The 23,777-nt window shown below is 43.7% G+C and carries 16 protein-coding genes and 7 pseudogenes; 6 read left to right on the top strand and 17 right to left on the bottom strand.

Annotation, left to right across the window (positions count from 1 at the left end; translation table 11 throughout):
* Positions 1 to 15 precede the first annotated feature (15 nt).
* Positions 16 to 627: a glycerol-3-phosphate dehydrogenase C-terminal domain-containing protein gene (locus MMY81_RS27215; protein WP_252315261.1), complete on the top strand. Its 612-nt coding sequence runs from the start codon at positions 16 to 18 to the stop codon at positions 625 to 627.
* Positions 624 to 1,676 carry an alcohol dehydrogenase catalytic domain-containing protein gene (locus tag MMY81_RS27210; protein ID WP_252315260.1) on the top strand — a complete coding sequence of 351 codons (1,053 nt, stop codon included), beginning with the start codon at positions 624 to 626 and terminating at the stop codon, positions 1,674 to 1,676. Before MMY81_RS27215 ends, MMY81_RS27210 begins: the two co-directional genes overlap by 4 nt.
* 271 nt (positions 1,677 to 1,947) lie before the next feature.
* Here the strand turns inward: MMY81_RS27210 and MMY81_RS27205 are convergent.
* The 16 genes and pseudogenes from MMY81_RS27205 to MMY81_RS27130 form a co-directional block, all read right to left on the bottom strand.
* Positions 1,948 to 3,989 (bottom strand): annotated as a pseudogene (locus MMY81_RS27205) (beta-galactosidase).
* Positions 3,990 to 4,011: 22 nt separating this feature from the next.
* Positions 4,012 to 4,281 (bottom strand): hypothetical protein, encoded by a 270-nt coding sequence (locus MMY81_RS27200; protein ID WP_252315215.1) that lies wholly within the window; start codon positions 4,279 to 4,281, stop codon positions 4,012 to 4,014.
* Positions 4,281 to 4,670, bottom strand: a complete 390-nt coding sequence (locus tag MMY81_RS27195) for a sodium:solute symporter family transporter (protein WP_252315216.1) — start codon at positions 4,668 to 4,670, stop codon at positions 4,281 to 4,283. Before MMY81_RS27195 ends, MMY81_RS27200 begins: the two co-directional genes overlap by 1 nt.
* A pseudogene (locus MMY81_RS27190) lies at positions 4,667 to 5,445 on the bottom strand (sodium:solute symporter family transporter). Before MMY81_RS27190 ends, MMY81_RS27195 begins: the two are co-directional and overlap by 4 nt.
* Positions 5,446 to 5,754: 309 nt before the next feature.
* Positions 5,755 to 7,053: pseudogene (gene melA / locus MMY81_RS27185) on the bottom strand (alpha-galactosidase).
* A gap of 22 nt (positions 7,054 to 7,075) precedes the next feature.
* Entirely contained in the window at positions 7,076 to 9,283 is a 2,208-nt protein-coding gene (locus MMY81_RS27180) for an alpha-galactosidase (protein ID WP_252315259.1), read from the bottom strand.
* A gap of 25 nt (positions 9,284 to 9,308) precedes the next feature.
* Positions 9,309 to 10,104 (bottom strand): annotated as a pseudogene (locus tag MMY81_RS27175) (carbohydrate ABC transporter permease).
* A gap of 28 nt (positions 10,105 to 10,132) precedes the next feature.
* Positions 10,133 to 10,967 (bottom strand): annotated as a pseudogene (locus MMY81_RS27170) (carbohydrate ABC transporter permease).
* Between the two features lie 267 nt (positions 10,968 to 11,234).
* Positions 11,235 to 12,456, bottom strand: a pseudogene (locus MMY81_RS27165) (ABC transporter substrate-binding protein); the annotation flags it as partial.
* Between the two features lie 127 nt (positions 12,457 to 12,583).
* Positions 12,584 to 12,820: a type 1 periplasmic-binding domain-containing protein gene (locus MMY81_RS27160; RefSeq protein ID WP_252315258.1), complete on the bottom strand. Its 237-nt coding sequence runs from the start codon at positions 12,818 to 12,820 to the stop codon at positions 12,584 to 12,586.
* Positions 12,820 to 13,158, bottom strand: a complete 339-nt coding sequence (locus MMY81_RS27155; RefSeq protein ID WP_252315257.1) for a type 1 periplasmic-binding domain-containing protein — start codon at positions 13,156 to 13,158, stop codon at positions 12,820 to 12,822. The genes MMY81_RS27160 and MMY81_RS27155 overlap by 1 nt, the downstream gene beginning before the upstream one ends.
* Before the next feature lie 82 nt (positions 13,159 to 13,240).
* Positions 13,241 to 13,528: a LacI family DNA-binding transcriptional regulator gene (locus MMY81_RS27150; protein WP_252315256.1), complete on the bottom strand. Its 288-nt coding sequence runs from the start codon at positions 13,526 to 13,528 to the stop codon at positions 13,241 to 13,243.
* Positions 13,529 to 13,799: 271 nt separating this feature from the next.
* Entirely contained in the window at positions 13,800 to 14,801 is a 1,002-nt protein-coding gene (locus tag MMY81_RS27145) for a LacI family DNA-binding transcriptional regulator (protein ID WP_252315255.1), read from the bottom strand.
* Positions 14,802 to 14,830: 29 nt separating this feature from the next.
* Complete coding sequence (locus MMY81_RS27140; RefSeq protein WP_252315254.1) at positions 14,831 to 16,318, bottom strand: UDP-glucose--hexose-1-phosphate uridylyltransferase; 1,488 nt, start codon at positions 16,316 to 16,318, stop codon at positions 14,831 to 14,833.
* Positions 16,315 to 17,316, bottom strand: a complete 1,002-nt coding sequence (gene galE, locus MMY81_RS27135; protein WP_252315253.1) for a UDP-glucose 4-epimerase GalE — start codon at positions 17,314 to 17,316, stop codon at positions 16,315 to 16,317. Before galE ends, MMY81_RS27140 begins: the two co-directional genes overlap by 4 nt.
* The gene (locus MMY81_RS27130; protein ID WP_252315252.1) at positions 17,313 to 18,494 is read right to left on the bottom strand and encodes a galactokinase; all 1,182 of its coding nucleotides are present in this window, start codon (positions 18,492 to 18,494) and stop codon (positions 17,313 to 17,315) included. Before MMY81_RS27130 ends, galE begins: the two co-directional genes overlap by 4 nt.
* A 176-nt stretch (positions 18,495 to 18,670) precedes the next feature.
* On the opposite strand from MMY81_RS27130, the gene MMY81_RS27125 reads away from it, so the two are divergent.
* From MMY81_RS27125 to MMY81_RS27110, 4 genes and pseudogenes are all read left to right on the top strand, one after another.
* Complete coding sequence (locus MMY81_RS27125; RefSeq protein WP_252315251.1) at positions 18,671 to 19,123, top strand: hypothetical protein; 453 nt, start codon at positions 18,671 to 18,673, stop codon at positions 19,121 to 19,123.
* Positions 19,124 to 19,131: 8 nt separating this feature from the next.
* Positions 19,132 to 19,575: a helix-turn-helix domain-containing protein gene (locus MMY81_RS27120; RefSeq protein WP_252315250.1), complete on the top strand. Its 444-nt coding sequence runs from the start codon at positions 19,132 to 19,134 to the stop codon at positions 19,573 to 19,575.
* A gap of 118 nt (positions 19,576 to 19,693) precedes the next feature.
* Positions 19,694 to 20,850, top strand: a pseudogene (locus tag MMY81_RS27115) (ABC transporter ATP-binding protein).
* Positions 20,851 to 21,583: 733 nt separating this feature from the next.
* Entirely contained in the window at positions 21,584 to 21,829 is a 246-nt protein-coding gene (locus MMY81_RS27110; protein WP_252315249.1) for a hypothetical protein, read from the top strand.
* Between the two features lie 20 nt (positions 21,830 to 21,849).
* On the opposite strand, the gene MMY81_RS27105 is transcribed toward MMY81_RS27110, so the two are convergent.
* On the bottom strand, positions 21,850 to 23,643 hold the full coding sequence (locus MMY81_RS27105) for a solute:sodium symporter family transporter (protein ID WP_252315248.1): 1,794 nt from the start codon (positions 23,641 to 23,643) through the stop codon (positions 21,850 to 21,852).
* Positions 23,644 to 23,777 lie beyond the last annotated feature (134 nt).

Below are 23,777 nucleotides of genomic sequence, written 5' to 3'. Positions count from 1 at the left end.
GCGGGAGTCCGTCCGTTGATAGGAGAAAAAGGCAGGCCGCCGGCGGAGCTGTCCCGCCACGACGACATTTTTTATTCCGATTCCGGTTTGGTTACGATTGCGGGCGGCAAACTGACCGGCTACCGGAAAATGGCAGAACGGGTTCTTTCCTTTGTCTGCGAAAAGGGAAACCTGTTGTCTTCTCCTTCCCGCACGGAGGATATCCCTCTAACCGGAGGGGTTTTCGGCAGTGATTTTCATTTCGAATCGTCCCTGCAGGAGCTGAAAGCCTCAAAAGAAGCAGCATACCTGCCCGTTCACGCTGTGGAAGAGTACTTTTACCGCTACGGCCGCCATGCGGAAACAGTCATGCAGTTCATCCGTCAGGCAGACGGTCATTTGATTAAAGGCGAAGCCGCTTATACGATCGAACACGAGTCAGCGTGCACGCTGATGGATTTTTTTGAGCGACGCACGAGCCTGGTGCTGTTTGATCCCAATAGAGCCGGGTCTTCCCTCGAGGAGGCAGCCGAAGTTTTCGCCGCACGCCTTCACTGGGATCCGGCACGAACCTCTTTAGAAATAGAAAGCGTCCGCCGGTTTATGCAAGAGTCCCTTCAGTTCAAACAGGAAGCGAGGCAGGCATGATGATGAATGCTGTATATTTAACGGACAAAGAAACGCTCGCATACAGGCAGACAGAAACTCCCCGTCCCGGCCCGCATGAGCTGCTGTTAAAAATAGGCGCCGTGGGAATCTGCGGATCGGATCTGCGGATTTTTAAAAACGGCGATAAACGGGTGCAGTTCCCGCGTATTACCGGCCATGAAATAGCGGGAGAAATTGCAGCGGCCGGCAGTGAAACGGCCTTATGGAAAAAAGGAGATATTGTTACGCTTGGTGCTCATATCCCCTGCGGAACATGCCGGTACTGCCTTCAGAACCTGGGGCACCACTGCCGGTACGGAGAATCAATCGGTTATCAGACAGATGGTGGATTTGCAGAATATATGCTCCTGCCTAGAGCTTTTGTGGAACGGGGATCGATTCAGCGGGTGGCAGCCGATGTTCCTTTTTCGGAAGCAAGCCTGTCCGAACCGTTCGCCTGTGTATTAAGCGGACTGAAAAAAGTAAAAGCAGCGGCCGGCCAGACTGTTGTTGTTTACGGTGCCGGCGCGATCGGATGTATGTATATCGCGGCGTTAAAAAAGATCGGGGCTGAAAAAGTAATTGCGGTGCAGCGTTCTGCCCCAAGACGCCAATTCGCGCTGAATTTTGGAGCGGACCTCTGTCTGGATCCGGCTACAGAGAATGTGGAGCAACGAATAATGGAAGAGACAAACGGCTATGGCTGCGATACCGTTATCGTGACTGCCCCCTCCTCAGCGGTACAGCAGGAAGCGCTCACGATCGTGAAAACGCTTGGCAATGTGCTGTTTTTTGCCGGGCTCCCAAAAGGAACGACAGGCGGGCTGAACACCAATCTTATTTTGTACAAAGAACTGAATGTATGCGGAACCCACGGAGCATCCAAAGCCTGCCATTTCGAAGCGGTGCAGTGGATTAACGAACGCCAGCTTCCGTTTGCACAACTGATTACCCATACATTCCCTCTCTCTGAAACCGAATCCGGATTTCAGGCGGCCCTCGGTAAAGACGGGCTGAAATGTGTGATTACTCCTCACGGAGAGGGCTAACGAAAGGCATATATAAAGAAAGGAAAAATAGACAACTACGCAATACAACCAGGTGTTCACTTCCATCACCAGACGTACGCTTTCGGCAGGCCATGCCTCAGCTAAAGAGAGAAGAACACTCTCTTTAGCTTCACCGATGGCTGTTCTGCCTGAGTCGACGTCTGGTTATTTTGCGCGTTCTTCCTAGGTTTTTTAATAAAATTAATGTTTCTATGACAAAAAAACTTTATCCCCCTTCAAGGGGAGATAAAGTTTTTTTAATTTCTTCATTTTATTCTTCTCTTACAACCCGCACTCCATAGGGTTCAAGCGAACAGTCACCCTGCACAGATTCCTGATGAATCAAATCCCATCCTTTTTTACCGCTGAGAGAAAATGTTTTTTCTTCTTTTGTGAAATTCAATAGAAACAGGTAGGAATGTTCATCCTTCACTCTTCTCTGAACAGTCACTCCGCGGGGAAGCTCGGTTTGTATATTTTTTTCTATGCCTGCTTCTTCTACTATCTGTTTTAGAAAATCAGTGTAGAAGGCCTCTTCTGTCCGGGCTGCGATATAATACGCCTTCCCTTCTCCAAACGTATTCACTGTTACGGCAGGCCGTCCCTTATAGAAATCTTCATCATAGGAAGCCAGTGATTGGCCGACTCCAGGTGAATCAAATCGCACAGCTCTTTGAGTTGGTAAGATTGATTGCTCATCTTTCCGGCTGTAAACGTTAATTGATTGGTCTGGCCGTCATGAAGAGAATCAATTTCTTCCGACCAAATACCAAGCACGTTTCGAAGCGGACCCGGAAGGCCTCCCAGCCAGACAAGGTCGTTTTCATCCACGATTCCTGACCAATATGTGGTAACAAGGGTCCCACCTCTTTTTACAAAGGTCTCGATTTTCTCGGCTGTACCAGGCTTTATCATATAAAGCATCGGCATAACAATCAGATCATACTGATCGAGACTCTGTTCCGAGTCGATTACATCAACAGCGACGCCCATATCCCATAAAGGCCGGTAGAATTCCTGAACCGTATCTTCATAGCCCGGTCCAATATTCCTCGGACCCTGTGCTTCATTAATCGCCCACCTGTTTTCCCAATCATAAACAAGTGCTGTCTTCGGATGACTTACAGCGCCGGTAATTTCCTGAAGTCTTTCCAAGGACTCCCCAACCTGTGTCACTTCTTTAAACACTCTGGTATTTTCATGCCCTACATGATCAACAACAGCTCCGTGGAATTTTTCACTGGACCCCTGGCTCTTTCTCCATTGAAAATACTGGACAGAATCAGACCCGTGTGCGATTGCCTGAAGAGAAGCTAGATGATGCATTCCCGGTTTTTTCAGCGTACTTAAAGGCTGCCAGTTTGTGTTGCTTGGCGTACTTTCCATAAGTAAAAAGGGCTGGCCGCCTTTAATGCTCCGCTTAATATCATGCAGAAATGCTGTTCTCGAGGCCTGTACTGCCTCTTCCTGATTATCATGCCAGGTCGGATAAGCATCCCAGGAAACAATGTCCACGACATCTTTAAACTTCCAATAATCCAATCCTTCATATTCTTCCATGAAATTCGTTGTAGCCGGAAGATCAGGCCGCTTTTCTTTTAACGGTGCTGCTTCCCACTGATAAAAATCCACAGTCTGATCCGTTGTGTAACGCTTCCAATCTAAAGTAAGGCCGTGCACAAGCGACTCACCCAGGGGAGATGGGGATTCAATCTGCTCCCAGCTCGTATATGTGTGACTCCAAAACGTAGTCCACCAGGCACTGTTCAGTGCATCCAGCGTTTCATATTTATCTTTCAGCCAGTGACGAAATGCAGACTGGCAGGTAGAGCAATGGCAGTCTCCCCCGTATTCATTAGAGATATGCCAGCCTATAACGGCAGGATGATCTCCAAATTCCGCGGCCAGCTGATCAGCCATCTGTCTCACTTTTTTTCGATATACTGGAGAAGTTAAACAATGGTTATGTCTAAGTCCATGCAGATTTTTTGTTCGATCTGCGTTCGTCCGCAGTACTTCAGGATATTTCTCTGACATCCACGCGGGTCTTGAGCCGCTCGGCGTTGCTAGAAATACGCTGATACCATTTTTATACAGACGGTCCAACACGTCCTGCATCCAGTCAAAAGTGTAGTGATCTTCTTCCGGTTCCAGCGACACCCATGAAAATATCCCCACCGACATCACATTGCATTTAGCCAGCTTCATTAATCGTACATCCTCTTCAAGTATATCTGGACGATGGAGCCACTGTTCCGGATTGTAGTCTGCTCCGTGCAGAAGGTTTGGAAAATAGGATTGTGTTTTTGTCATAATATTACCCCTTTATTATTATTTAAGCTGCAATACCTGCTTCTGAGAAAATAAGAAATACAATAAGCATGGCTATTACCGCTGCAAAGCCGACTGGATAGACCAGCTTCCACGGCGTCATATCAACTACTTTTTTATCTTCCAGCTTATATGCTGTTTCTCTAGGCTTTATCTTCCCGATAACGAGCATCAATACTGTACAAATGACAAACATTATAGCAAGAATATGGAGAAAATGAAGACCGGTGTCCCAAAATAGCTGCGTACTGGCATAAACGCTGATAAACAACACTAAAGAGATTTTGCTGCAATCGCCGGCACCCGCTTCGTTAAATAACCAATTAATATAACAGTGAATATAGGTACATTATAAAAACCATTGACCATCTGGAGATACTGAAAAAATCCCTGCGGTACAAGAGCAATTAAAGGCGCTACGCTCATAGCGAATATAGCTAACAGAGTACCTATAACCTTCCCGTCTCTAATTAGCTTGGAGTCTGGAGCATTAGGCTTAAAATATGGTTTATAAATATTCAGCACAATTAAAGTAACCGTCGAATTCAGTACAGAGTTAAATGAGGATAAGATAGCTCCAAATAGAACCGCTGCGAAAAATCCAACAAGAGGCAGAGGCAGTACCTCATTTACAAGTGCTGGATACGCTTCCATTGAAGTCATATTTGCACCAAACATATTGTAAGCAATGATACCGGCAAAATTAAAAAAATGGGACCCGCAAGCTTTAAAAATGCTGCAATTAAAAGACCTTTCTGGCCTTCTTTTAAGTTTTTTGCCGCAATGGCCCGCTGCATAATATGCTGAGACATTCCCCAGTAGTATAAATTTACTAAAATCATACCCGTAAACATTGTTCCGAATGGAACTGGATCACTTTCTCCTCCAACCGCATTTAACTTTTCAGGAGTATTGTCCATAATACTTCTAAAACCAGCGACAGGAGAGCCATCCCCTAATGTCATTAATCCAAGGAGCGGAATTAACAATCCTCCTAAGATTAAGCCGATTCCATTAATCGTATCGGATACTGCAACGGCCTTCAATCCACCGAATATGGCATATAACGAACCTATCGTTCCAACTACCCACACCGTTATCCACAATGCTGTAGTGGAACTGACCCCCAGCATTTCAGGCACATTAAACATTGTACTTAATGCAACGGCACCAGAATAAAGAATAGGCGGAAGCAGATTAAATATGAACCCAAAAAGAAAAAGTATTGTAACAAATTGTTTGGTAGCGCTGTCAAATCGTTCCTCTAAAAAGTCAGGAATCGTTGTAATACCACCTTTTAAGTATTTAGGAGAAAGTAAAAAGCTACAATAACCAGCGCAATAGCTGAGCCGACTTCCCATCCCATAGAGGACATATTGAACTCATAGCCTTCAGCGTTTAAACCGATCAATTGTTCAGTAGATAAGTTGGTCAGCATTAACGAGCCGCCTATCACCCATGCTGTTAAGCTTCTTCCTCCTAAAAAATAACCGTCTGATGTTTCCAGGTCCTCTTTTCTTGTTTTTAAGTAAGATATTAACGCTACAAGTAAAGTGAAAAACAAAAAGGATAAAATCGTTAGTACGCCCATCTTTATTCCTTCTTTCTGATATTTACCGAATAAATATTTTAGTAAAATTTTACTTAATGATTAAGATACCACATCAAGTAACCGTTTTCAATATTTTTTCAAAAAACGCAATAAAAAAAGCCCGGACTGCTTCGTCCAGGCTTCATCTCTATTCATTTATTTATAATTCGGAAGCCAATCTCCATGCGCTTCAAATAAATCATCACAAAGCGAAACAATATCATCCAATGATAATTCTGCCGAAGTATGGGGATCAAGCATAGCCGCCTGATAGACATACTCTTTTTTTCTGGTTCTATTGGCTTCCATGGTTAACAGCTGGGTGTTAATATTTGTTCGATTTAAAGCGGCAAGCTGTTCAGGCAGCCTGCCGGCATGGGTTGGAGTGACCCCATTGCGGTCTACGAGGCAGGGAACTTCTACTACTGCATCAGAAGGAGATTACTTATAAGCCCGCCGCTGTTTAATACGTTTCCGGCAATGCGTGTTGGTTGATCCGTTTCCATTGCTTCGATGATATGAGAAGCATATTCTCTGGAGCGTTCGTGTGTTAACGACTCATCATGAATAATACTGTCCCTTCTTGCTTCCCATTCTGAAATCTGTGTTTCACAGCGTCTCGGATACTCATCCAATGGAATATTGAACCTCTCAATTAATTCCGGATAGGCTGATTTAATAAAATAAGGATGATACTCTGCATTATGTTCCGAAGACTCTGTAACATAATAGCCGAATTTATCCATCAACTCAAAGCGCACCATATCCTCATGCTTTCCTTTTTGTTTTTCTGCAGCCCGCTTTTTTATTTCAGGATAAAGATCTTCGCCGTTTCTTGATACGTCAAGAAGCCAGGCCATATGGTTAATTCCTGCAATGGTTGCTTTTACATCTTTCTGGGATATATCCAAATGATCAAACAACTCTGGAACACATACCTGCACACTGTGACACAAACCTACCGCCTGCACATTCGTCTCTTTTGCAATAATTCCCGTTAGTGCCGCCATAGGATTTGTGTAGTTCAACAGCCAGGCATCGGGCAGACTTCTTCTATGTCTACTGCAATATCAAGCATCGCCGGCGCTGTGCGGAGTGTCCTAAATAAGCCGCCTACCCCTATAGTATCCCCGATTGTCTGCTGAAGGCCGTACTTTTTCGGTACTTCAAAATCAATAACTGTAGACGGCTTATACCCGCCGACCTGAATAGCATTAATAACATAAGAAGACCCTTTTAAAGCTTCTTTCCTATTCAAATATTTATGAATATGAACGTCCGCATCCAGCTGTTTTTTCAAATGCTGCAGAAGCTGATAGGATTCATCCAGCCTTCTTTCATCAATATCGTATAGTGCAAATTCCATACCTTTAAGAGCCGGAGTAAGCATACAATCTCCCAGTATATTTTTCACAAAAACGGGCTTCCTGCTCCGACAAAAGTTAATTTAGCCATTCTATCCACATCTCTTTCTTTATTATTTTACTGCATTCAGTACAAGTAATGTCGTTTGATAGTCTCCCTGTTTCTTCCATGTATACTCATGCTGGAGGGGAAGTCCTGCGTGCATGAGCTCCGATCCATAAAACGACTCACCGCTGTCTTCTACTCGATAAAGTGTATCTTCCAAAAGACCTTTAAAGTAAAAACGAGGTATACCGGGATTTGGTTTCTCCAGAATCTGATATCTGGCAGCCACTGCCTGCTGCCCGCTTTCGTCTACAACCATCCAGCTCGTTACATTGCCATCTCCTTCGAAAGGACTTTCTAATCGATAAAAACGTCCTTCCTGCAGAACAGTCCGGTATTTTTTGTAAAAGCTCACTTGATCCTTCAGCACATTCAGATCTTTTTCTTTTGTAATATCAAGCTCGTAGCCGAAATTCCCAAAAAAGGAAACGCGGGCTCTTGTCTCCAGGCTCGCTGATCTATGCACCTGGTGATTAGGCACATCAGAGACGTGCGCTCCCATTGTTTTAATGGGGTATAAAAAAGAAGTACCATATTGTATTTTCAGACGTTCTACTGCATCGGTGTTATCACTTGTCCATGTCTGCGGAGCATAATAAAGCATCCCCGGATCAAAACGACAGCCCCCGCTGGCGCAGGATTCAAATAAAACATCCGGAAAATCCGATGTGAGACGTTCATACAGATCATATACACCCAGCACATAGCGGTGGGCAATTTCCTGCTGTCTTTCCGCCGGATATCCTGCTGACATTATTTCTGTCAGCGGACGATTCATATCCCATTTTATATAGCTTATTGGAGCGTCTTTCAGCACAGAAGCTATCTGATTGTACATGTGATCGACTACTTCTTTTCTGGAAAAGTCGAGAACAAATTGATTTCTTCCGTGAGAAGCACGCCGACCTTCAGCCTGCAGCAACCAATCCGGATGCTGCTTATACAACTCACTTTCCCTGGAAATCATTTCCGGCTCAAACCAAAGGCCAAAATCCATTCCTGTGGCTGTTACTTTATCAGCCAGGCCCTTCACTCCATGAGGAAGCTTCCGCGTATCTGCAAACCAGTCCCCTAAAGACGTCGTGTCGTCATCCCGCTTTCCAAACCAGCCGTCGTCGAGAACAAACAGCTCAATGCCGCATTCTTTGGACTGTTCTGCCATTTCTACAATTTTGTCTTCTGTAAAATCAAAGTAGGTGCCTTCCCAATTGTTAATGAGCACCGGCCGCTCCTTATCACGCCACTTCCCACGTACTAAACGATTTGAAAATAGATCATGAAACGTATGGCTTAATCCGTTCATTCCTGAATTGGAATAAACCATTACTGCCTCCGGCGCCTGAAAGGTCTCTCCTTTCTGCAAATGCCAGGAAAAATCAAAATCATTCAGGCCAATCATTGCACGGCTCGTTTCAAAGTGATCTACTTCTACCTGGGCTTTAAAATTACCGCTGTACACCAGGCTCACGCCGAACACTTCACCCGTATGCTCGGTAGTATGAGGTCGCTTCAGCGCAAAAAATGGATTATGCTGGGCACTGCTTATCCCTCTTGTGCTCCCAATCTGCTGAATCCCTTCTTCAAGCTGCCTCGTTTTCACATGCCGCTCCCTGGCCCATGCACCGGATAAATGAATCATTTCATAATCACAATCCGGCATGTCAACACTCAGGCTCATTCCTTTAGAAAGCTTTACCGGATTTTCCCCATGATTGGTAAAAGCACTGTTCCTGGCAATAACGCCTGTTTCTTCAAATATGGTATAAGATAAATGTATATCCATATTCAGCCTGTTATCATGCAGTCTGACAACTAATGTAGATGCTTCTTCATCATTTTCTGCATAAACAGCCGGCAGTCCCTCCAGCTTTGGCTTTCCGCTGGAAATGGTATAGTCTGTGAACTCAAATTGAGTGATCCGGCTTCCATCCTCCTGCTCGATATGAAAAGCCGGTTCCCTAAAGTCAGATGTACCATAAGAAGGAAATTCCTGTCTTATCGTCTCCAGGGAAAAATCAAGGTCCCCTTCATAAACTGCAGCTGTGTTGGATCTTGCTTCTATTCGATGTAAATGAGAATAATCGTCACGATGCGTCAGTTTTTTTCCATAATATAAGTGTCCCAGCTGTCCATTTTGAAGCACTCTGAATATATAGCTGACTTGTTTAGACTGTAAATGAAACGTTTGCGTCGACGAAGTGTAATGAATTGGCATAAGTCATCCCCCACAGTAAACAATATTATTTAATAGACCCCTGCGACAGCCCTTCAATAAAGAACCGCTGCAGTAATAGAAATAGAATAGTCATTGGCAGAAGCGCAATCAGCGATGCTGCTGCTACCAGACTCAAGTTGGATGTGTTTTCTCCAAAAAGCTGTTTAACGCTACCGTTAGCGTCTGTACATTTGAATCCTGCAAAAAGAAAATCGCAAATTGGAAATCGTTCCAGATATATACGCAGGAAATGATCAACACTGTTGCCGTGATAGGCTTCAGCAGCGGAAATACAATTTTAAAGAAAATGGTTAAGGTCCCTGCTCCATCGATTTTTGCCGCTTCCTCTAATTCTTTTGGAATAGTGGCACGGATAAACCCGGCATATAGAAAGATTGTCATCGATAAGAATGCCGCTACATTGTTAAATACAGCTACAGATCTTGTATTCATCAGCCCCCAGTCAACTACCATTTGGTAGAGCGGCACAAGAACAGTCAGAGGCGGCACGATCATAACCGATATAAAAAAAATGTAAACAAATTTATTCAACTTTGTCTGTCTGCGTGCCAGAGGATAAGCTGCCAATGATCCGCAGATTATAAGCAAGACAGCAGCAAAAAATGTAATAGTAGCTGAGTTAAATAAAGCCAGCCCTAAATCCGCTCTTTCCCAGGCCGTCACAAAATTCTCAAAGCTTATTTGTTCGGGAAAGCCCACATAGAGCTGAAATCTCCAGGTGCTTTAAATGCCGTAGTGATCAGAATATAAAGCGGAATAATATGAAGAATCGAGATCAACGCTGCCAGCGTATTAAGCATGAACTTTGTTTTCTGCTGATGGTTTTCATTATGCCTCTACCTCCTTACGTCTTAAGTAAATAACCGCGGTAACCGTAATAACAAGAATTAATACGACCATCAGAACCCCTTGAGTTGCTGCATAACCTGCATCCTGTCTATCAAAATAGAGAGTATACATAAAGGTCGACATTGACTGGGAAGCATTTCCCGGTCCGCCTCCTGTCAATGCTATAATCACATCAAACAATTTCAGGCCGCCGATAACATTAAGAACTACATTAATGGTTATGGAAGGCATCAGGAGAGGAATAGTTATGTTTTTAAACTGCGCCAGTTTTGAAGCACCGTCCATGCGCGCAGCTTCATAGTATTCTTTCGATATACTCTGCAGACCCGCTAAGAAAATAATCATAGAAATACCAACAAATTGATACGTATTAATGAACACAATGATCCATGGGTTGAGGTCAGGGTTATTTAATAAGTTCATTCGTTCAAAACCAGTGCCATAACGAGGTCATTAATGGCCCGCCCTGGTAGGCAAACATAAAGTACCAGATATACCCCATAATGAGAGGGCTGATAATAACCGGAAGATAAACGATCGTTCGCGTAACCGCCTTCATTTTTATACTCTGGACCAAAAGCATGGCGTATAATAACCCAATCGTCATTTGAAAGAAAGTGCTCCCTCCATACAGCAAGGTGTTACCTGCCACCAGCCATGTGGTTGGATCACTAAACATTCTGGTGTACTGGTCCAGCCCTACAAAGTTCATCGTTTGGGAAAAACCGTCCCAATCCGTAAATGAAATACGCAGGCCACTGATAAATGGAAATACAATAAAAATAAAGATAAATGCTAGAGCCGGCACATACATGATCCATAGTGAAGATTCTTTTTATTTTTTGCTTTTGGTTTTTTGGCAGCGGCTAATTTTTATCAAGCGGTTCTACTTTGTTCATTTTTCACTCCATTCTATGCTTCATAGACCAAATAACTTGCCTGAAAAAAGGAAGAGCCCAATAAATGAGCTCTGATTAATTAGTCTCTGCCGTTATTCCTGCTGCTCCAGCTCTTCGACTTCTTCTTCACTTAGTTCTTCTTCCTCTGCTTCTTCAAGGCTTTCTCCTTCTTCTACGCCAACTTCTTCACGCAGACGGTGGTATTCTGATTCCATCTGAGCCGAAACCTGTTCAGGCGTCATGGAGTCTGCAAGCAGTTCCTCCCCTGTATTTCCAATCACGTCCCACATCCCGCTCGAAATACACGCGGTCAAAATACGGTTCCACTTCCACATCTGCATATGGTTCCATCGATTCTTCATAGTAGTGATTTACGTCTACTCCATCCAATGGCGAAGGCATGGAAGTCGCTTCTGCAATGCGTGCTGCATTTTCATCTTCGGCCATAAAATCAAGAAACTGGAGCGCTTCTTCTTTTGCTTCCGATTCATTCCAGACTGCAAGAGTATGACGCTCTCCTCCAATCCAGCGCTGTCCGTCTTCACCGTGGATAGACGGTACCGGGATAGCCCTACCTCGACGTCCGGGTTTAATTCAGTAACGTCTGCACCAAAAGATCCACCTGTAAAAATAAAAGCAATCTCATTTTGTGCCATCAGTTCTGCAGCCTGGCCTCCTCTAGCCGTCACTGCGTCCTCATTAATCAGTCCTTCGTCCTGCATAATTTTAACTGCTCCGGAAGAAACGTATAATTTGACCAGTCAAACGTTCCATTCATTAATTCCTCTTCATAGTTTTCTTCACCGTCTACTGTTAACAAAGGAGTTGCCATCTGATCAAAATACTGGGCAATGGAGCCTGCCTCTGATTGAGCCATAAACATCGGCGTTACCTCTCCATCGCTTTCCTCTTTTAACGTCCGCATCGCTTCCATAAGCTCATCAAACGTATTAGGAGGTTCAATTCCGTATTCCTCTAACAAGGTGGCATTATAGCTGATACCGTCCAATGCCTGGTTGAGCGGGAACGCATAAAGCTTTCCATCTTCATCTTTGAGTACTCCATCCATCGTTTCATCCAGACGTTCTGCCCACTCTTCACCGGATAAATCTTCTGTGTAGTCTCCGTAACGTGTTTGAGACCACCCATGGGTGTCAAATAAATCCGGCATATCATTGGAAGCCATCCGTACTCGAAGCGTGCTTTCATATTCAGCTCCCGGCAGATTAACATCTACTGCAATTCCTGACTCTTCCTCGAATTCGCTGACAAGTTCCTCAAATGCCTGTTTTCTGATTCATTTTGAATGTTAGAAAATAACGTAAGCTCTCCATTTTCACCGCTGCTGGACCCTCCGCCGCATCCGGCTAATACAACTGCTGCAGTCACAAACGGTACTGGCATTATCCATTTTCTCATTATAAAACCCTCCCAGATTATTTTGCTTTTTTTATATGGTGTCCGCAGCTTTCACTTTCACGAACAATTAACTCCGTTGGATAGGTGATTGTTAATGGAATAGTTCTTCCTTTTACTCGTTCGAGCAGGAGCTGAACGCTCCGTCTTCCCATTCTTTCTTGTGTACCTTGATGGTCGTTAGGGCAGGCGTCATGTAAGCCGCAGTTTCTACGTCATTGAAACTACTACTGCTATATCTTCCGGTATGCGGAGAAAGTTTCTCTAAGCGCTCGTATCGCTCCAATGCCATTGAATCACTAGCTGCAAACAACGCTTCAGGCATTCGGCCATCGCTGATCATTTTTTTCATTAATCGGTAGCCCTCTGCCATGGAGAAGTACCCTGAATAGATTTGTATGTAATCGGCCAACCCTCTTCCTTCATAAAATCCTTATACACTTCTCTTCTTTGTTCCTTGCATTCCCTGCTTCCAAGAAGACTGTATTCATGTTCAGCACCCCCTATGAAACCAATATCCCTGTGGCCCAAAGAAGCTAAATGCGTAAGTGCCTGCCGGGCCGCTTTGTTAAAATCAAAATGAACAAAATCGAATTCCTGGTCCTGGCTGCTGCCGCTGTAGTTCACGTAAACAATATTATTATTTTTAGCTCCAAGCTTTCGCAGCACATCTATATGAATGTTTCCCATTACTACAAATCCTTCAATGTTACTATAAGAGCTTCTTCGAAAACCTGCGGGAGCCTGATCGTTTGAATGTCATGAAAACCATTTACCGCAAGCTCTTCTTCAATTCCCTGACGCAGTGGAAGAAAATAGGGATCGTTCTGTTCTTCGAGCTGAGTCTGAAATGAAACGATAGCAATTTTTCCGTGTTTTTATTTTTTAGTTCCTTATACTTACGTTTACGCATTGTTTGATACCCTAATTCATCGGCAATCATAATAATTTTGCTCTTTGTTTCTTCACTTACCGAGAGAGTGCTGTCTTTATTTAAGACTCTCGAAACCGTAGAACTGGACACTTTTGCATTTTTTGCAATATCACGTATCGTCGCCATAACTCCCTCGCTTCTTTAGTAAATTTTTACTTGTTTTTACTAGGTTATCATATTAAGCAAGCGCTTACAACTATTTTTTAGAAAATTAATTTTATTTTATTTAATTAAATAAAAACCTTTTAAATTAAGGTTTTTAGTGTATAAAAGGAAGATGACGGACTAAGTTTATTAGTAAAACAAAGTAAATAAATAAGTAATTATGAGTAAATATTTACTTATATTACTGCACAAAAAAAACAGCTTAGACATTAATCTAAGCTGTTTCCTATAGTTACTTTAGACGTTTACTGCTTTCTCGTATAATTAAATCAGTAGCTACCTCCACTGTTTTACTTACTTCCCTGCGACCGGAGAGGCGTTCATTTATGAGATCCACAGCTGTTTCCCCCATTAATTCTGTATAGACTTTTACTGTCGAAAGCGGGGGATACATGAATTTGGAAATACTTATATCGTTAACACTCACAAGACTCAGGTCATCCGGGATCCGCTGCTTTTCTTCATGCAGCGCACGCATACAGCCAACTGCCATCGTATCGTTAGCCAAAAACAATGCGGTGGGACGGTTTTCTTTTTTTGTTTCTTTAAGAAGCTGCTTGGTAAGGTTATAGCCGTCCTCTACGCTGAATCGGCCTGTATAAATAGTTGATGCATCCAGATCGTGAGACTGCATGTATTTTTTAAAAGTCGTTTCGCGCTGGTCTTTGATGGGATGTTCTTCAAGGCGGTAGGTTTCACGACCTCCTATGTAGCCAATATTATGGTGGCCTCCGGCTGTTAAATAGTCCATGATTTTACGGGTAACCTTTTTAAAATTAGCGATGACTGCATCATGAGTGTCTGCAGCTGGGTTCGAATCTACAAATACGATAGCATCAGTATAGCTGCCGAGCTTCTTCGCCTGCTCAGGACTAAATTTACCAACGGCAACAATTGCTTTAATCGCCTCCTGGTCCTGTTTAATAAAATCATCATAAACATACTTATTGTAGTTTATCTGCAGAGCTTCACAGCGATTTTCAATACCAAGCCGGATGGACATATAATATAAGTCTTCCAGCTCTTCTTTTTCCGTATACCAGTGAATAATCGTAATGGAACCATTTTGGGGTTTTTTCTTCGTATGTTTCTTATAGTTGAGCTCTTCGGCCGCCTGAAAAATCCGCTTTTTCGTTGATTCTGCTACAGAGAGAGTCTCATCATAATTCAGGACTCTTGATACAGTAGCAATGGACACCCCTGCTTTTTCAGCGATGTCCTTAATGGTCGTCATATTTGCGTCATCCTTTCCGTCCTTAAAAGCTACCCGCCTAATTTTTGCACAAAGAAGCGAAACCCTTCCTGTCCATCAGCATTTCTTTTAAATACTCCGGCATCGTGCAGCACTTTGAGAAATTTCTTACCAACGGCTTTTTGAAGATAGCCTTCTATATTAAGCTCATTTGTTTCTTTATACTGCCGTTTTAGTTCCTCTGCCCATGACTGATGCTTATCGGCAGCACTATTGATGTCTCCCTGAATAAATTGTTTAATCTCATTCAGTTCTTCCACTAAACGTTTAGGAAGAACCGCAAGTCCCATCACTTCAATTAAGCCGATATTTTCTTTTTTTATATGATGAACGTCCTGGTGGGGATGGAAAATACCGTTCGGATGATTGTCATCTGTCCGGTTATTCCGGAGAACCAAATCCATTTCAAATAATTCGCCCTTTTTTCTGGCAATCGGTGTAATTGTATTATGCGGGACATCTCCAGTAAAGGGAAGAATCATTCTTGTTTCATCTTTATACGTTTTCCACGCTTCCAGCACATACATCGATGCCCCAATTAAAGAATCGATATTTTCTGAGCGAAGACGAATCACGCTCATGGGCCACTTTACTGTTTCTGCCTCTACAGAAAAACCAGGCAGGCTGAAAGAGAAGTCTTTTTCTGCTCTTTCCAGAGCAAAGGAGTATCTGCCGCCCTGATAGTGATCATGGGAAAGAATCGACCCTCCTACAATAGGAAGATCTGCGTTGGACCCCATGAAATAATGCGGGAATCTTCCGACAAAAGTCAGCAGTCTTTGAAAAGCAGGGCGTCCTATCGCCATGTCCCGGTGTGTGCCACTTAATAGTATGCAGTGTTCACTGTAGTATATATAAGGCGAATACTGCAGATACCAGGGCTCACCTTCCAAAGACATTTCTATTAATCGATGATTGGAGCGCGCAGGATGGCCGATACGTCCGCCGTATCCTTCATTTTCCATGCAGAGCAGGCATTGCGGGTAGGATGTTTTTCCTTTAGCATGCTTTTCGGCTTCGATATCTTTTGGATCTTTTTCCGGCTTTGAAAGATTAATCGTGATATCCAACTTACCATACTCTGTTTCGTGAAAAAAATGTACGTTCTTTTCAATACGATCCATTGGAATATAATAAGAATCTTTGCTCAGCTGATAAAAATAATCCGTCGCTTTTACAGGAGCTTGTTCGTAGTAAGCCTCAAATGTTTTTTGAATTTGCGAAGGACTGGGCATAAAAATATTCATTACATCTGCTTTCCATTTTTCACGAAAATCCAATAGGTTCTCTATAAGCTGGCGGGATACGGCGTAATCAGTCAGGTTCTGCAGCAATACAGGGACAGTCTTATCGGCTGTTGCTTCCTGCGACGGAGCCGCAGACAGCTCCATTTTATCCATAACCTGGTTAAGAGCATAGCGTTCATCTCTATTTTCAATCAAGCCTGCTTTCACTGCCGCCTTTACTAAAGCATGAACTTCTTCGTTTATCGCAGTCATTTTTCCACCCCTTTCTGATAACCGTTAGGGGAATGACGGTGCCAGTTCCATGCATCCGCTATAATTTTATCGATTGTTGTGCGCTGCGGATTCCACCCAAGTGTGTCTTTTGCTTTGCTTGAAGAAGCTACCAGCTGAGCCGGATCCCCCGCCCTTCTTTCACCCGTACGAACAGGTATTTCAAAACCGGTGATCTTTCGTGCTGCTTCCACCATCTGTTTCACGCTGAATCCAGCGCTGCTTCCAAGGTTAAACACATTGCTCTTTTCCCCTCGGTTTAAATAATCCAAAGCAAGGATATGCGCTTCAATTAAATCCTCTACGTGAACATAGTCTCTAATACATGTACCATCAGGCGTTGGATAGTCTGTACCGAATATAGTTATATGATCCCGCTGCCCTAAAGCTGTCTGCAGAATAATAGGAATCAGATGCGTTTCAGGGTTGTGGTCTTCCCCAATTTCACCGTTCTCCCTGGCGCCGCCTACATTAAAATAACGTAGTGAGACATAACGAATACCATACGCCTTTTCGCACCATTTCATCATTTTTTCCATCGCCAGCTTTGTTTCTCCATAGGGACTTTCCGGCTTTGTCTCTGCACTTTCATCTATCGGAATATGATCAGGCTCTCCGTAAACAGCCGCAGTGGAAGAAAATACTATAGAAGATACCCCATGAGCCGCCATGGCTTCAAGCAGTATTTGGGTCCCGTATACATTATTATCATAATAGTCCAGCGGTTTTTCCACTGATTCCCCTACCAGCGAAAAAGCTGCAAACATCATTACGTGGTCAATATTTTCTTCTGTAAACACTCGTTCAACTAATTCCCGGTCGCGGAGATCTCCTTTATAAAAAACGGCTGCTTCCGGAATAGAGGCCTTATGACCGGTTAGCAAAGCATCAAGCACAACAACACGTTCGCCTCGGTCTATCAACTGGCGAACGGCGTGCGAGCCAATGTACCCGGCACCTCCAGCAACTAAAATTGTCATCCCTGCACCCCTTCCATTTTCAGCTCTTTAACACCATCGCCGGCATCCGCCGGATAAAAAGAAGCTTCGTATCCAATTTTATCCTGATAAAGGTCTCCCACATTTTTAATAAATTCATCAACATGCTCTTTTTCTACAAAAGCAATGGCGCAGCCGCCAAATCCTGCCCCAGTCATTCTGGCTCCATTTACTCCAGACTGTTGCCAGGCTGCTTCCACAAGTGTATCCAGCTCCAGACCGGTTACTTCATAATCATTTTTCAGTGAGTCATGCGACGCATTCAGCAACTCTCCAAAAGACTTCCAGTCTTGATTCTGCAGGGCACTTACTGCTTTTTTTGTTCGTTCATTTTCTGTAATAACATGGGCGGCCCGTTTGAACACTGTTGGGTCTTCAATCGTATATTTCAGCTCTTCCCACATGTTTAATGTTACTTCTCCAAGGCTTTGAATATCTATATGATGTTTCAGGATTTGAAGAGCTTCTTCACACTCTTTCCGTCTTTCATTATAAGCGGAGCCTGCAAGCGTTCTTTCTTTATTTGTATTCATAATAAGTAAAGTATGAGTTTCGATTGGGAGCGGCGCATAGGTATATTCCAACGATTGGCAGTCAAGCTGCATGGCATGTCCCTTTTTACCAAATCCAATAGCAAATTGATCCATGATGCCGCTTTGTACACCAATATATTCATTTTCCGCCTGCTGAGCGTAGAGTACCAGCTGTTTCATTGAAAGGCCCCACTCTTCCCATTCATTAAATAAATAGGCGGCTGCGAGTTCTATAGAGGCAGACGAGGATAATCCGGCACCATTTGGTATGTTACCGATAAAATAAATATCATATCCACAGGAAAGACTAAAGCCGTTTTTCTGCAGAATAGATATAAGACTCTTTGGATAATTAGCCCAGCTGTGTTCTTTCTTATAGGTCACATCCGCTAATGTAAACGTAATTATTCCTTCAGATAAAAAATTACCTGAATAAAACCGGCAGGTATCATCCAATCGTGCAGCGGCATATACATAAGTTCCAATAGTAATAGCACATGGAAATACATATCCCCCGTTATAGTCTGTATGTTCTCCGATAACATTTACACGCCCGGGTGCAAAGAAACTGCGTTCCGCTCGACGTCCGAATACATTTTCAAAATCTGTCAAAGTGTCAGCACTCATCGTAATCGCTCCTTTTTAAACCTTCTTTTGCTAAGTATATCGAACCATTAGTAAAAATTCAATAAATTTTACTAAAATTTTAGTTTGTCTTTTTTATAACCCTTTAAAAAGACACCCTTTTCATTTTATTTCAGCATACGCTACACTTAGGGTATTCCATATAAAGGGGCCCTATCATGTTTGCAGAGTTGAAATCTATCATTCCTAATATTCAGCACACATCTGATATTTCTTACGACAAAGCAGCAGATTATGTATATTTCACGTTGGATGACGGTGACCGGGTTGCGGTAGAGCCGGGCTCTCTGACCCGCCGGGAGCTTGAAATACTGGAATTCTTTCTTGCTTCTGATAAATTGGAGCCTCCGGACCTTGCTGCAGACAGCTGGGAAGCCTATTTAAAAAGAGTCGGAACAGGCCGACCAAAAGATCTCGAGGCATTTAGTTATTTTCAATTTTTACATATAGAAGGAAAAGATATTGCCTCGTCCCGGTCCGATATCCATACTATTATTGACTCCTATTTTCAGCAGTCGTTCACTATTCTGGAAATCAGCAGCAGACAGGTTCTCGTTGTTCTTATGAGCCGGGAGCCATTTGAATACAGCGGATTTCATCAATTGAACTAGCAGAGATCATGACAAGCGACCTCCTTACTGATATGAAACTGTATGTCGGCCGCTACCTTCATCATACGGAGAGTCTCGTCGATATGTATGAGTTTGAAATTCATTTATTTTCTGCCTATCAGCGCCTGTTTCCTTCGTACAGGGGATTTAAAATGGCCGAACACCTGGTATTTGTCTTTCCTGGATTATCCGAGTCTTTCAAACGCCGGGCGGCTGCTTACTTGTTTGCACGGCTGGAGGCAGATTCGGAGACTATTTATACGCTCTATCACTTTTTCTTATCGAGTATGAATGTAAGCCATACGGCAAAAAATCTGCATCTCCACCGCAACACGCTGCAGTACCGCATCGACAAGCTGACATCGATGACGGGCATTGATGTACGGTATTTCCCTAATGCAGCGGCCTATTACTATGTTATTAAAACCATGTTCGCCGATGCTATCCGCTAAGCCTTCGTCAAAATGACGAAGGCTTTGTTTTTATTTTTGTGAAAGATGTCTGTATATTTACTAAAAGATAACGCTTACAATAAAACCTATCACACATAAACGAAAGGGGAACATATACATGGCTACGATTGATTTAAAAAATATCTATAAAAGCTACGACGGAGGAGATACAAACGCCGTTACAGATTTTAATTTAAACATTGAGGATAAGGAATTTATCGTATTCGTCGGTCCATCCGGGTGCGGTAAGTCTACTACACTTCTTCGTATGATTGCAGGGCTTGAAGACATTTCAGAGGGAGACCTCGTCATAGATGACGTGAAAGTAAACGACCTGCCGCCGAAAGACCGTGACATCGCCATGGTGTTCCAAAACTATGCTCTTTATCCACACATGATCGTATATGATAATATGGCATTCGGCCTGAAGCTAAAAAAATTCAAAAAAGACGAAATCGATAAGCGCGTACAGAACGCCGCTTCCATTCTGGGACTTGAAGAATACTTAAAAAGAAAACCGAAAGCGTTATCAGGCGTCAGCGCCAGCGTGTTGCCCTTGGTCGTGCCATTGTAAGAGATCCGAAGGTATTCCTGATGGATGAACCGCTTTCCAACCTGGATGCAAAGCTCCGCGTGCAGATGAGAGCAGAAATCATCAAGCTTCATAAGCGCCTGCAGTCCACCACTATTTATGTAACCCACGACCAGACAGAGGCCATGACGATGGCGACCCGTATCGTTATTATGAAAGATGGCTTTGTTCAGCAGGTCGGTTCACCAAAGCACGTGTATGATCACCCGGTGAATATGTTTGTTGCCGGATTCATTGGCTCTCCTGCGATGAATTTCCTGGAAGGAAAACTTGTCGAAAATAAATTCCATATCGGTGAAACAGTGCTGACCGTTCCGGAAGGAACGATGAAGAAAATCCGCCAGGGCGGTTATACCGATAAAGAATTAGTACTCGGTGTACGCCCGGAAGACATTCATTCTGAAGTCCTGTTTACTGATTCCTTCCCGGATTCCACGTTCCACCTCCCAATTGAAGTGGCAGAGATGAACGGAGCGGATGTTATCCTTTACAGCAATTTAGACGCCCAGGAAGTTGTAGCCCGTGTAGACTCAAGGGATAATGTATCGGTTGGGGACAGACTAAAAGTCGCGATTGATATGAATAAAGTGCACTTTTTCGATAAAGAATCCGAACAATCCCTTACAGACCATAAAACTCTGCAGGGTGCTACAGAAGCCGAAAAAGAATCCGTTAACTATTAAACGAAAGGCGGAAACGGCTTGCTCAAACGCAAGGGGTTCTGAACCATTCGCGCAGGAAGCCTGCTTCCGGAGAAGAATGGGAAGAATCCCCCAGCGTTTAGCCGTTGCAGCTGGACAACGAAAAGCGGAAGTCTCCGTTCAGCTCCTTAGCTTCTGGACCATCAGCAAGAGGAGCCCGCGACTCGCAGACAGATGGGAAGAAGGCTCACGGAGCTGGAGACTGCAGTTGGATCACGAAAAGCGAAAACGGCTTGATCCATTCTATAATTCTCATAGACCCTTTCTTTGATCCATTGGAAAAGGCGCCCCCGAGTGGTTATCCACTGTAGGGGCGCCTTTGTGCTGCGAATAGAATAAAATTTCCATTGTTGAAATAGAGTGCTGAAGCAGTAGGCTGTTTATTACTGCTGTTGCTGTATATAATGTGCTGCCGCGGTTAAATTCACCATCATCGTTCAGTAAAACTTCTTAAACAATGTAAGCCCTACCTTCTCTTACATTCTTACGGCTCTTTAGCCGATCCAGGTGATTAAGGTGTTTCTGTCATAAACCTTAGGTTGAATGCCAAAATATCTTTATCTATATATTTTTCACATTATATATTTTTTCTTCGCATATGAGAATCCTTTATTATACAAGAAGAAAAGGAAAATGTCTAGTCTATTCACGTAGTAGACAGATTCCCTCTATCCCGATATGCTAAACACAAACTTTAAAAAAAGGAGAAAAGTCGATGAATGCGTCACTCGAAACCCTATGGCTGCTTGGTATGATTATCGCATCCGCTGCCTCGCTGATTGCTGTTATTATACAGGACCTTACGGCGCTCGCCGTTTCGGTCTCGCTGCTTTTCACGCTGACTTATTTATTTCGTTCGAGCCGGATGAAAGAAGAAGGTCAGGAGAAGGAAGCTCGTTTTTTTAAAGAATCAGCCTTTTTTTCTTCATCTGTTTTCTCCTTGCCGCCGCCAACGCGCTGACCATGCCCTGATTGCAGCTATCAGCCCAAATATTCGCTTTCTTCACGCTCCAATGTCCGCTGAACCGCTTCCTCATGCGTCGTATACACGAAGTTCTCGTACTTGTCCCGCCAGCTGTGCAGCGCCTTTACATAAAGGACAGCTGTTACTATCACCAGACCCGCAACCGCAGGGAAGAACCAGCCGGACACCACCCCTCCTGCGTAGGCTGCACCAATCGGCGAAAATACAAGATAAGCCAGTATAACGAGACTAAATAAAATAATCGTGACCGGCAGACTGTACTTCCACGGCGTCATATCTACTTTGGCGTTAGCATAAAATTCATGCTCTTTTTCCAATGGCTGCAGCCAGCCCGCGATCAGCATAATTCCCGTTTCGATGACAAAGAGCATCGCAGAAATATGAACAAAATTAATAGGAATTTCTACCCCGAAGAATGTCGGAAGCCCCCATAATAGAAAGTAGTAGGCAATCACATGAAAAATAATGACAATTTTTGCCCCGATAGCGGGTACCCTTTTTGTAAATACACCAACGAGCACAACGGTAATAATCGGAATGTTAAAAAAACCGGTAAATTCCCTGATAATGTTCCACAGTCCGTCCGGTGCATTCATAAGCATGGGTGCGACAAAAAAGGATATAAGTGCAAGAATCGTTCCGAACCATTTGCTTACCCGGATCATCTGGGTGTCCGTTGCCTGTGGATTTATCCCCGCTTTATAAATATCATAGGCAAACATGGTGGATGCACTGTTTAACAGCGAATTAAAGCTCGAGAACACCGCCCCAAGAAGCATGGCCAGAAAAAAGCCGGACAGGAAACCAGGCAGCAGATTCGCTACAATCGTTGGGTAGGCTAAATCAATCGGCTCCAGCTGCGCGCCGTATAAGTGAAAAGCAATGACACCCGGTATCATCATCATCAGAGGCACCAGCAGCTTATAAAAACCGGTTAAAAGTGCTCCCTTCTGTCCTTCTGCGAGGCTCTTGGCCCCAAGCGTCCGCTGAATCACGTATTGGTTGGTGCCCCAATAGAAAAGATTCATAAATATCATGCCGGTGAAAATCGTTCCAAATGGAATAGCGTCGTCTCTTGATCCGATGGCATTCAGCTTTTCCGGATGCGTTGTCGTCATCGTGTAAATCCCATCAAAAAAGCTCCCGCCCCCAAGACTGACTAATCCAATAACAGGGACAATCAATCCAACGAGAAGCAGCCCAATGCCATTCAATGTATCTGATATGGCCACAGCCTTCAACCCTCCAAAAATAGCGTAGGCTGCGCCAATTAAACCAATCATCCACACCATTATCCATACCGCCTGATCAATGGAAATCCCCATTAAACCAGGAAGATCAAATAGCTGCAGAACGGCAATGGCTCCTGAATACAGAACGGAAGGAATCGTCACAAAGCCGTATCCAAGCATAAACAATACAACTACATAGCGCCGGACCCCGTCATCAAACCGGCTGCTCAGGAAGCCGGGAAGTGTCGAGAAAGCACCCCCGAGATACCTCGGGAGCAGAATCAGGGCAAGAATAACGACAGAAAAGGCCGCCGTGACTTCCCATGCCATATTGGACATGTTGGCACTGTATGCCTGCCCGTTTAATCCAATCAGCTGTTCAGCAGAAAGATTAGTGAGCAAAAGAGAACCTGCGATAAAGCCTCCCGTTAATCCTCTTCCGGCTAAGAAATAGCCATCCGAACTGTTTACCTGATTTTTTGTTTTTATGTAAGAATAGACAGCAATAAGCCCCATAAAGAAAAGACAGGAAATAATAGTAAATATCAGACTGTCCATCGCTTTGCTTCCCTTCCTTTAAGTCTGCACCTGCAGCCATTCCAATTAATTATTTATTCACGCTTCTGACGGAATGTAAACCTTTTTACAGACATTTCCATCAAAGTATAAGGAAGCGTTTACCTGAATTTTCT

The organism is Sinobaca sp. H24, from assembly GCF_023845525.1.
Note: the sequence above shows the minus strand (reverse complement) of the source record. Positions and strands in the feature narration are given on the sequence as shown.

Bases quoted from the DNA above. Each gene is read 5' to 3' on its own strand.
- MMY81_RS27140 (WP_252315254.1), bottom strand. From the start codon at position 16,318: ATGACTGCGATAAACGAAGAAGTTCATGCTTTAGTAAAGGCGGCAGTG.
- MMY81_RS27155 (WP_252315257.1), bottom strand. From the start codon at position 13,158: ATGGGAAACATTCATATAGATGTGCTGCGAAAGCTTGGAGCTAAAAAT.
- MMY81_RS27150 (WP_252315256.1), bottom strand. From the start codon at position 13,528: ATGGCGACGATACGTGATATTGCAAAAAATGCAAAAGTGTCCAGTTCT.
- MMY81_RS27160 (WP_252315258.1), bottom strand. From the start codon at position 12,820: ATGAAAAAAATGATCAGCGATGGCCGAATGCCTGAAGCGTTGTTTGCA.
- MMY81_RS27105 (WP_252315248.1), bottom strand. From the start codon at position 23,643: ATGGACAGTCTGATATTTACTATTATTTCCTGTCTTTTCTTTATGGGG.
- MMY81_RS27110 (WP_252315249.1), top strand. From the start codon at position 21,584: ATGAATGCGTCACTCGAAACCCTATGGCTGCTTGGTATGATTATCGCA.
- MMY81_RS27120 (WP_252315250.1), top strand. From the start codon at position 19,132: ATGACAAGCGACCTCCTTACTGATATGAAACTGTATGTCGGCCGCTAC.
- MMY81_RS27180 (WP_252315259.1), bottom strand. From the start codon at position 9,283: ATGCCAATTCATTACACTTCGTCGACGCAAACGTTTCATTTACAGTCT.
- galE (WP_252315253.1), bottom strand. From the start codon at position 17,316: ATGACAATTTTAGTTGCTGGAGGTGCCGGGTACATTGGCTCGCACGCC.
- MMY81_RS27125 (WP_252315251.1), top strand. From the start codon at position 18,671: ATGTTTGCAGAGTTGAAATCTATCATTCCTAATATTCAGCACACATCT.
- MMY81_RS27195 (WP_252315216.1), bottom strand. From the start codon at position 4,670: ATGACTTCAATGGAAGCGTATCCAGCACTTGTAAATGAGGTACTGCCT.
- MMY81_RS27145 (WP_252315255.1), bottom strand. From the start codon at position 14,801: ATGACGACCATTAAGGACATCGCTGAAAAAGCAGGGGTGTCCATTGCT.
- MMY81_RS27130 (WP_252315252.1), bottom strand. From the start codon at position 18,494: ATGAGTGCTGACACTTTGACAGATTTTGAAAATGTATTCGGACGTCGA.
- MMY81_RS27210 (WP_252315260.1), top strand. From the start codon at position 624: ATGATGATGAATGCTGTATATTTAACGGACAAAGAAACGCTCGCATAC.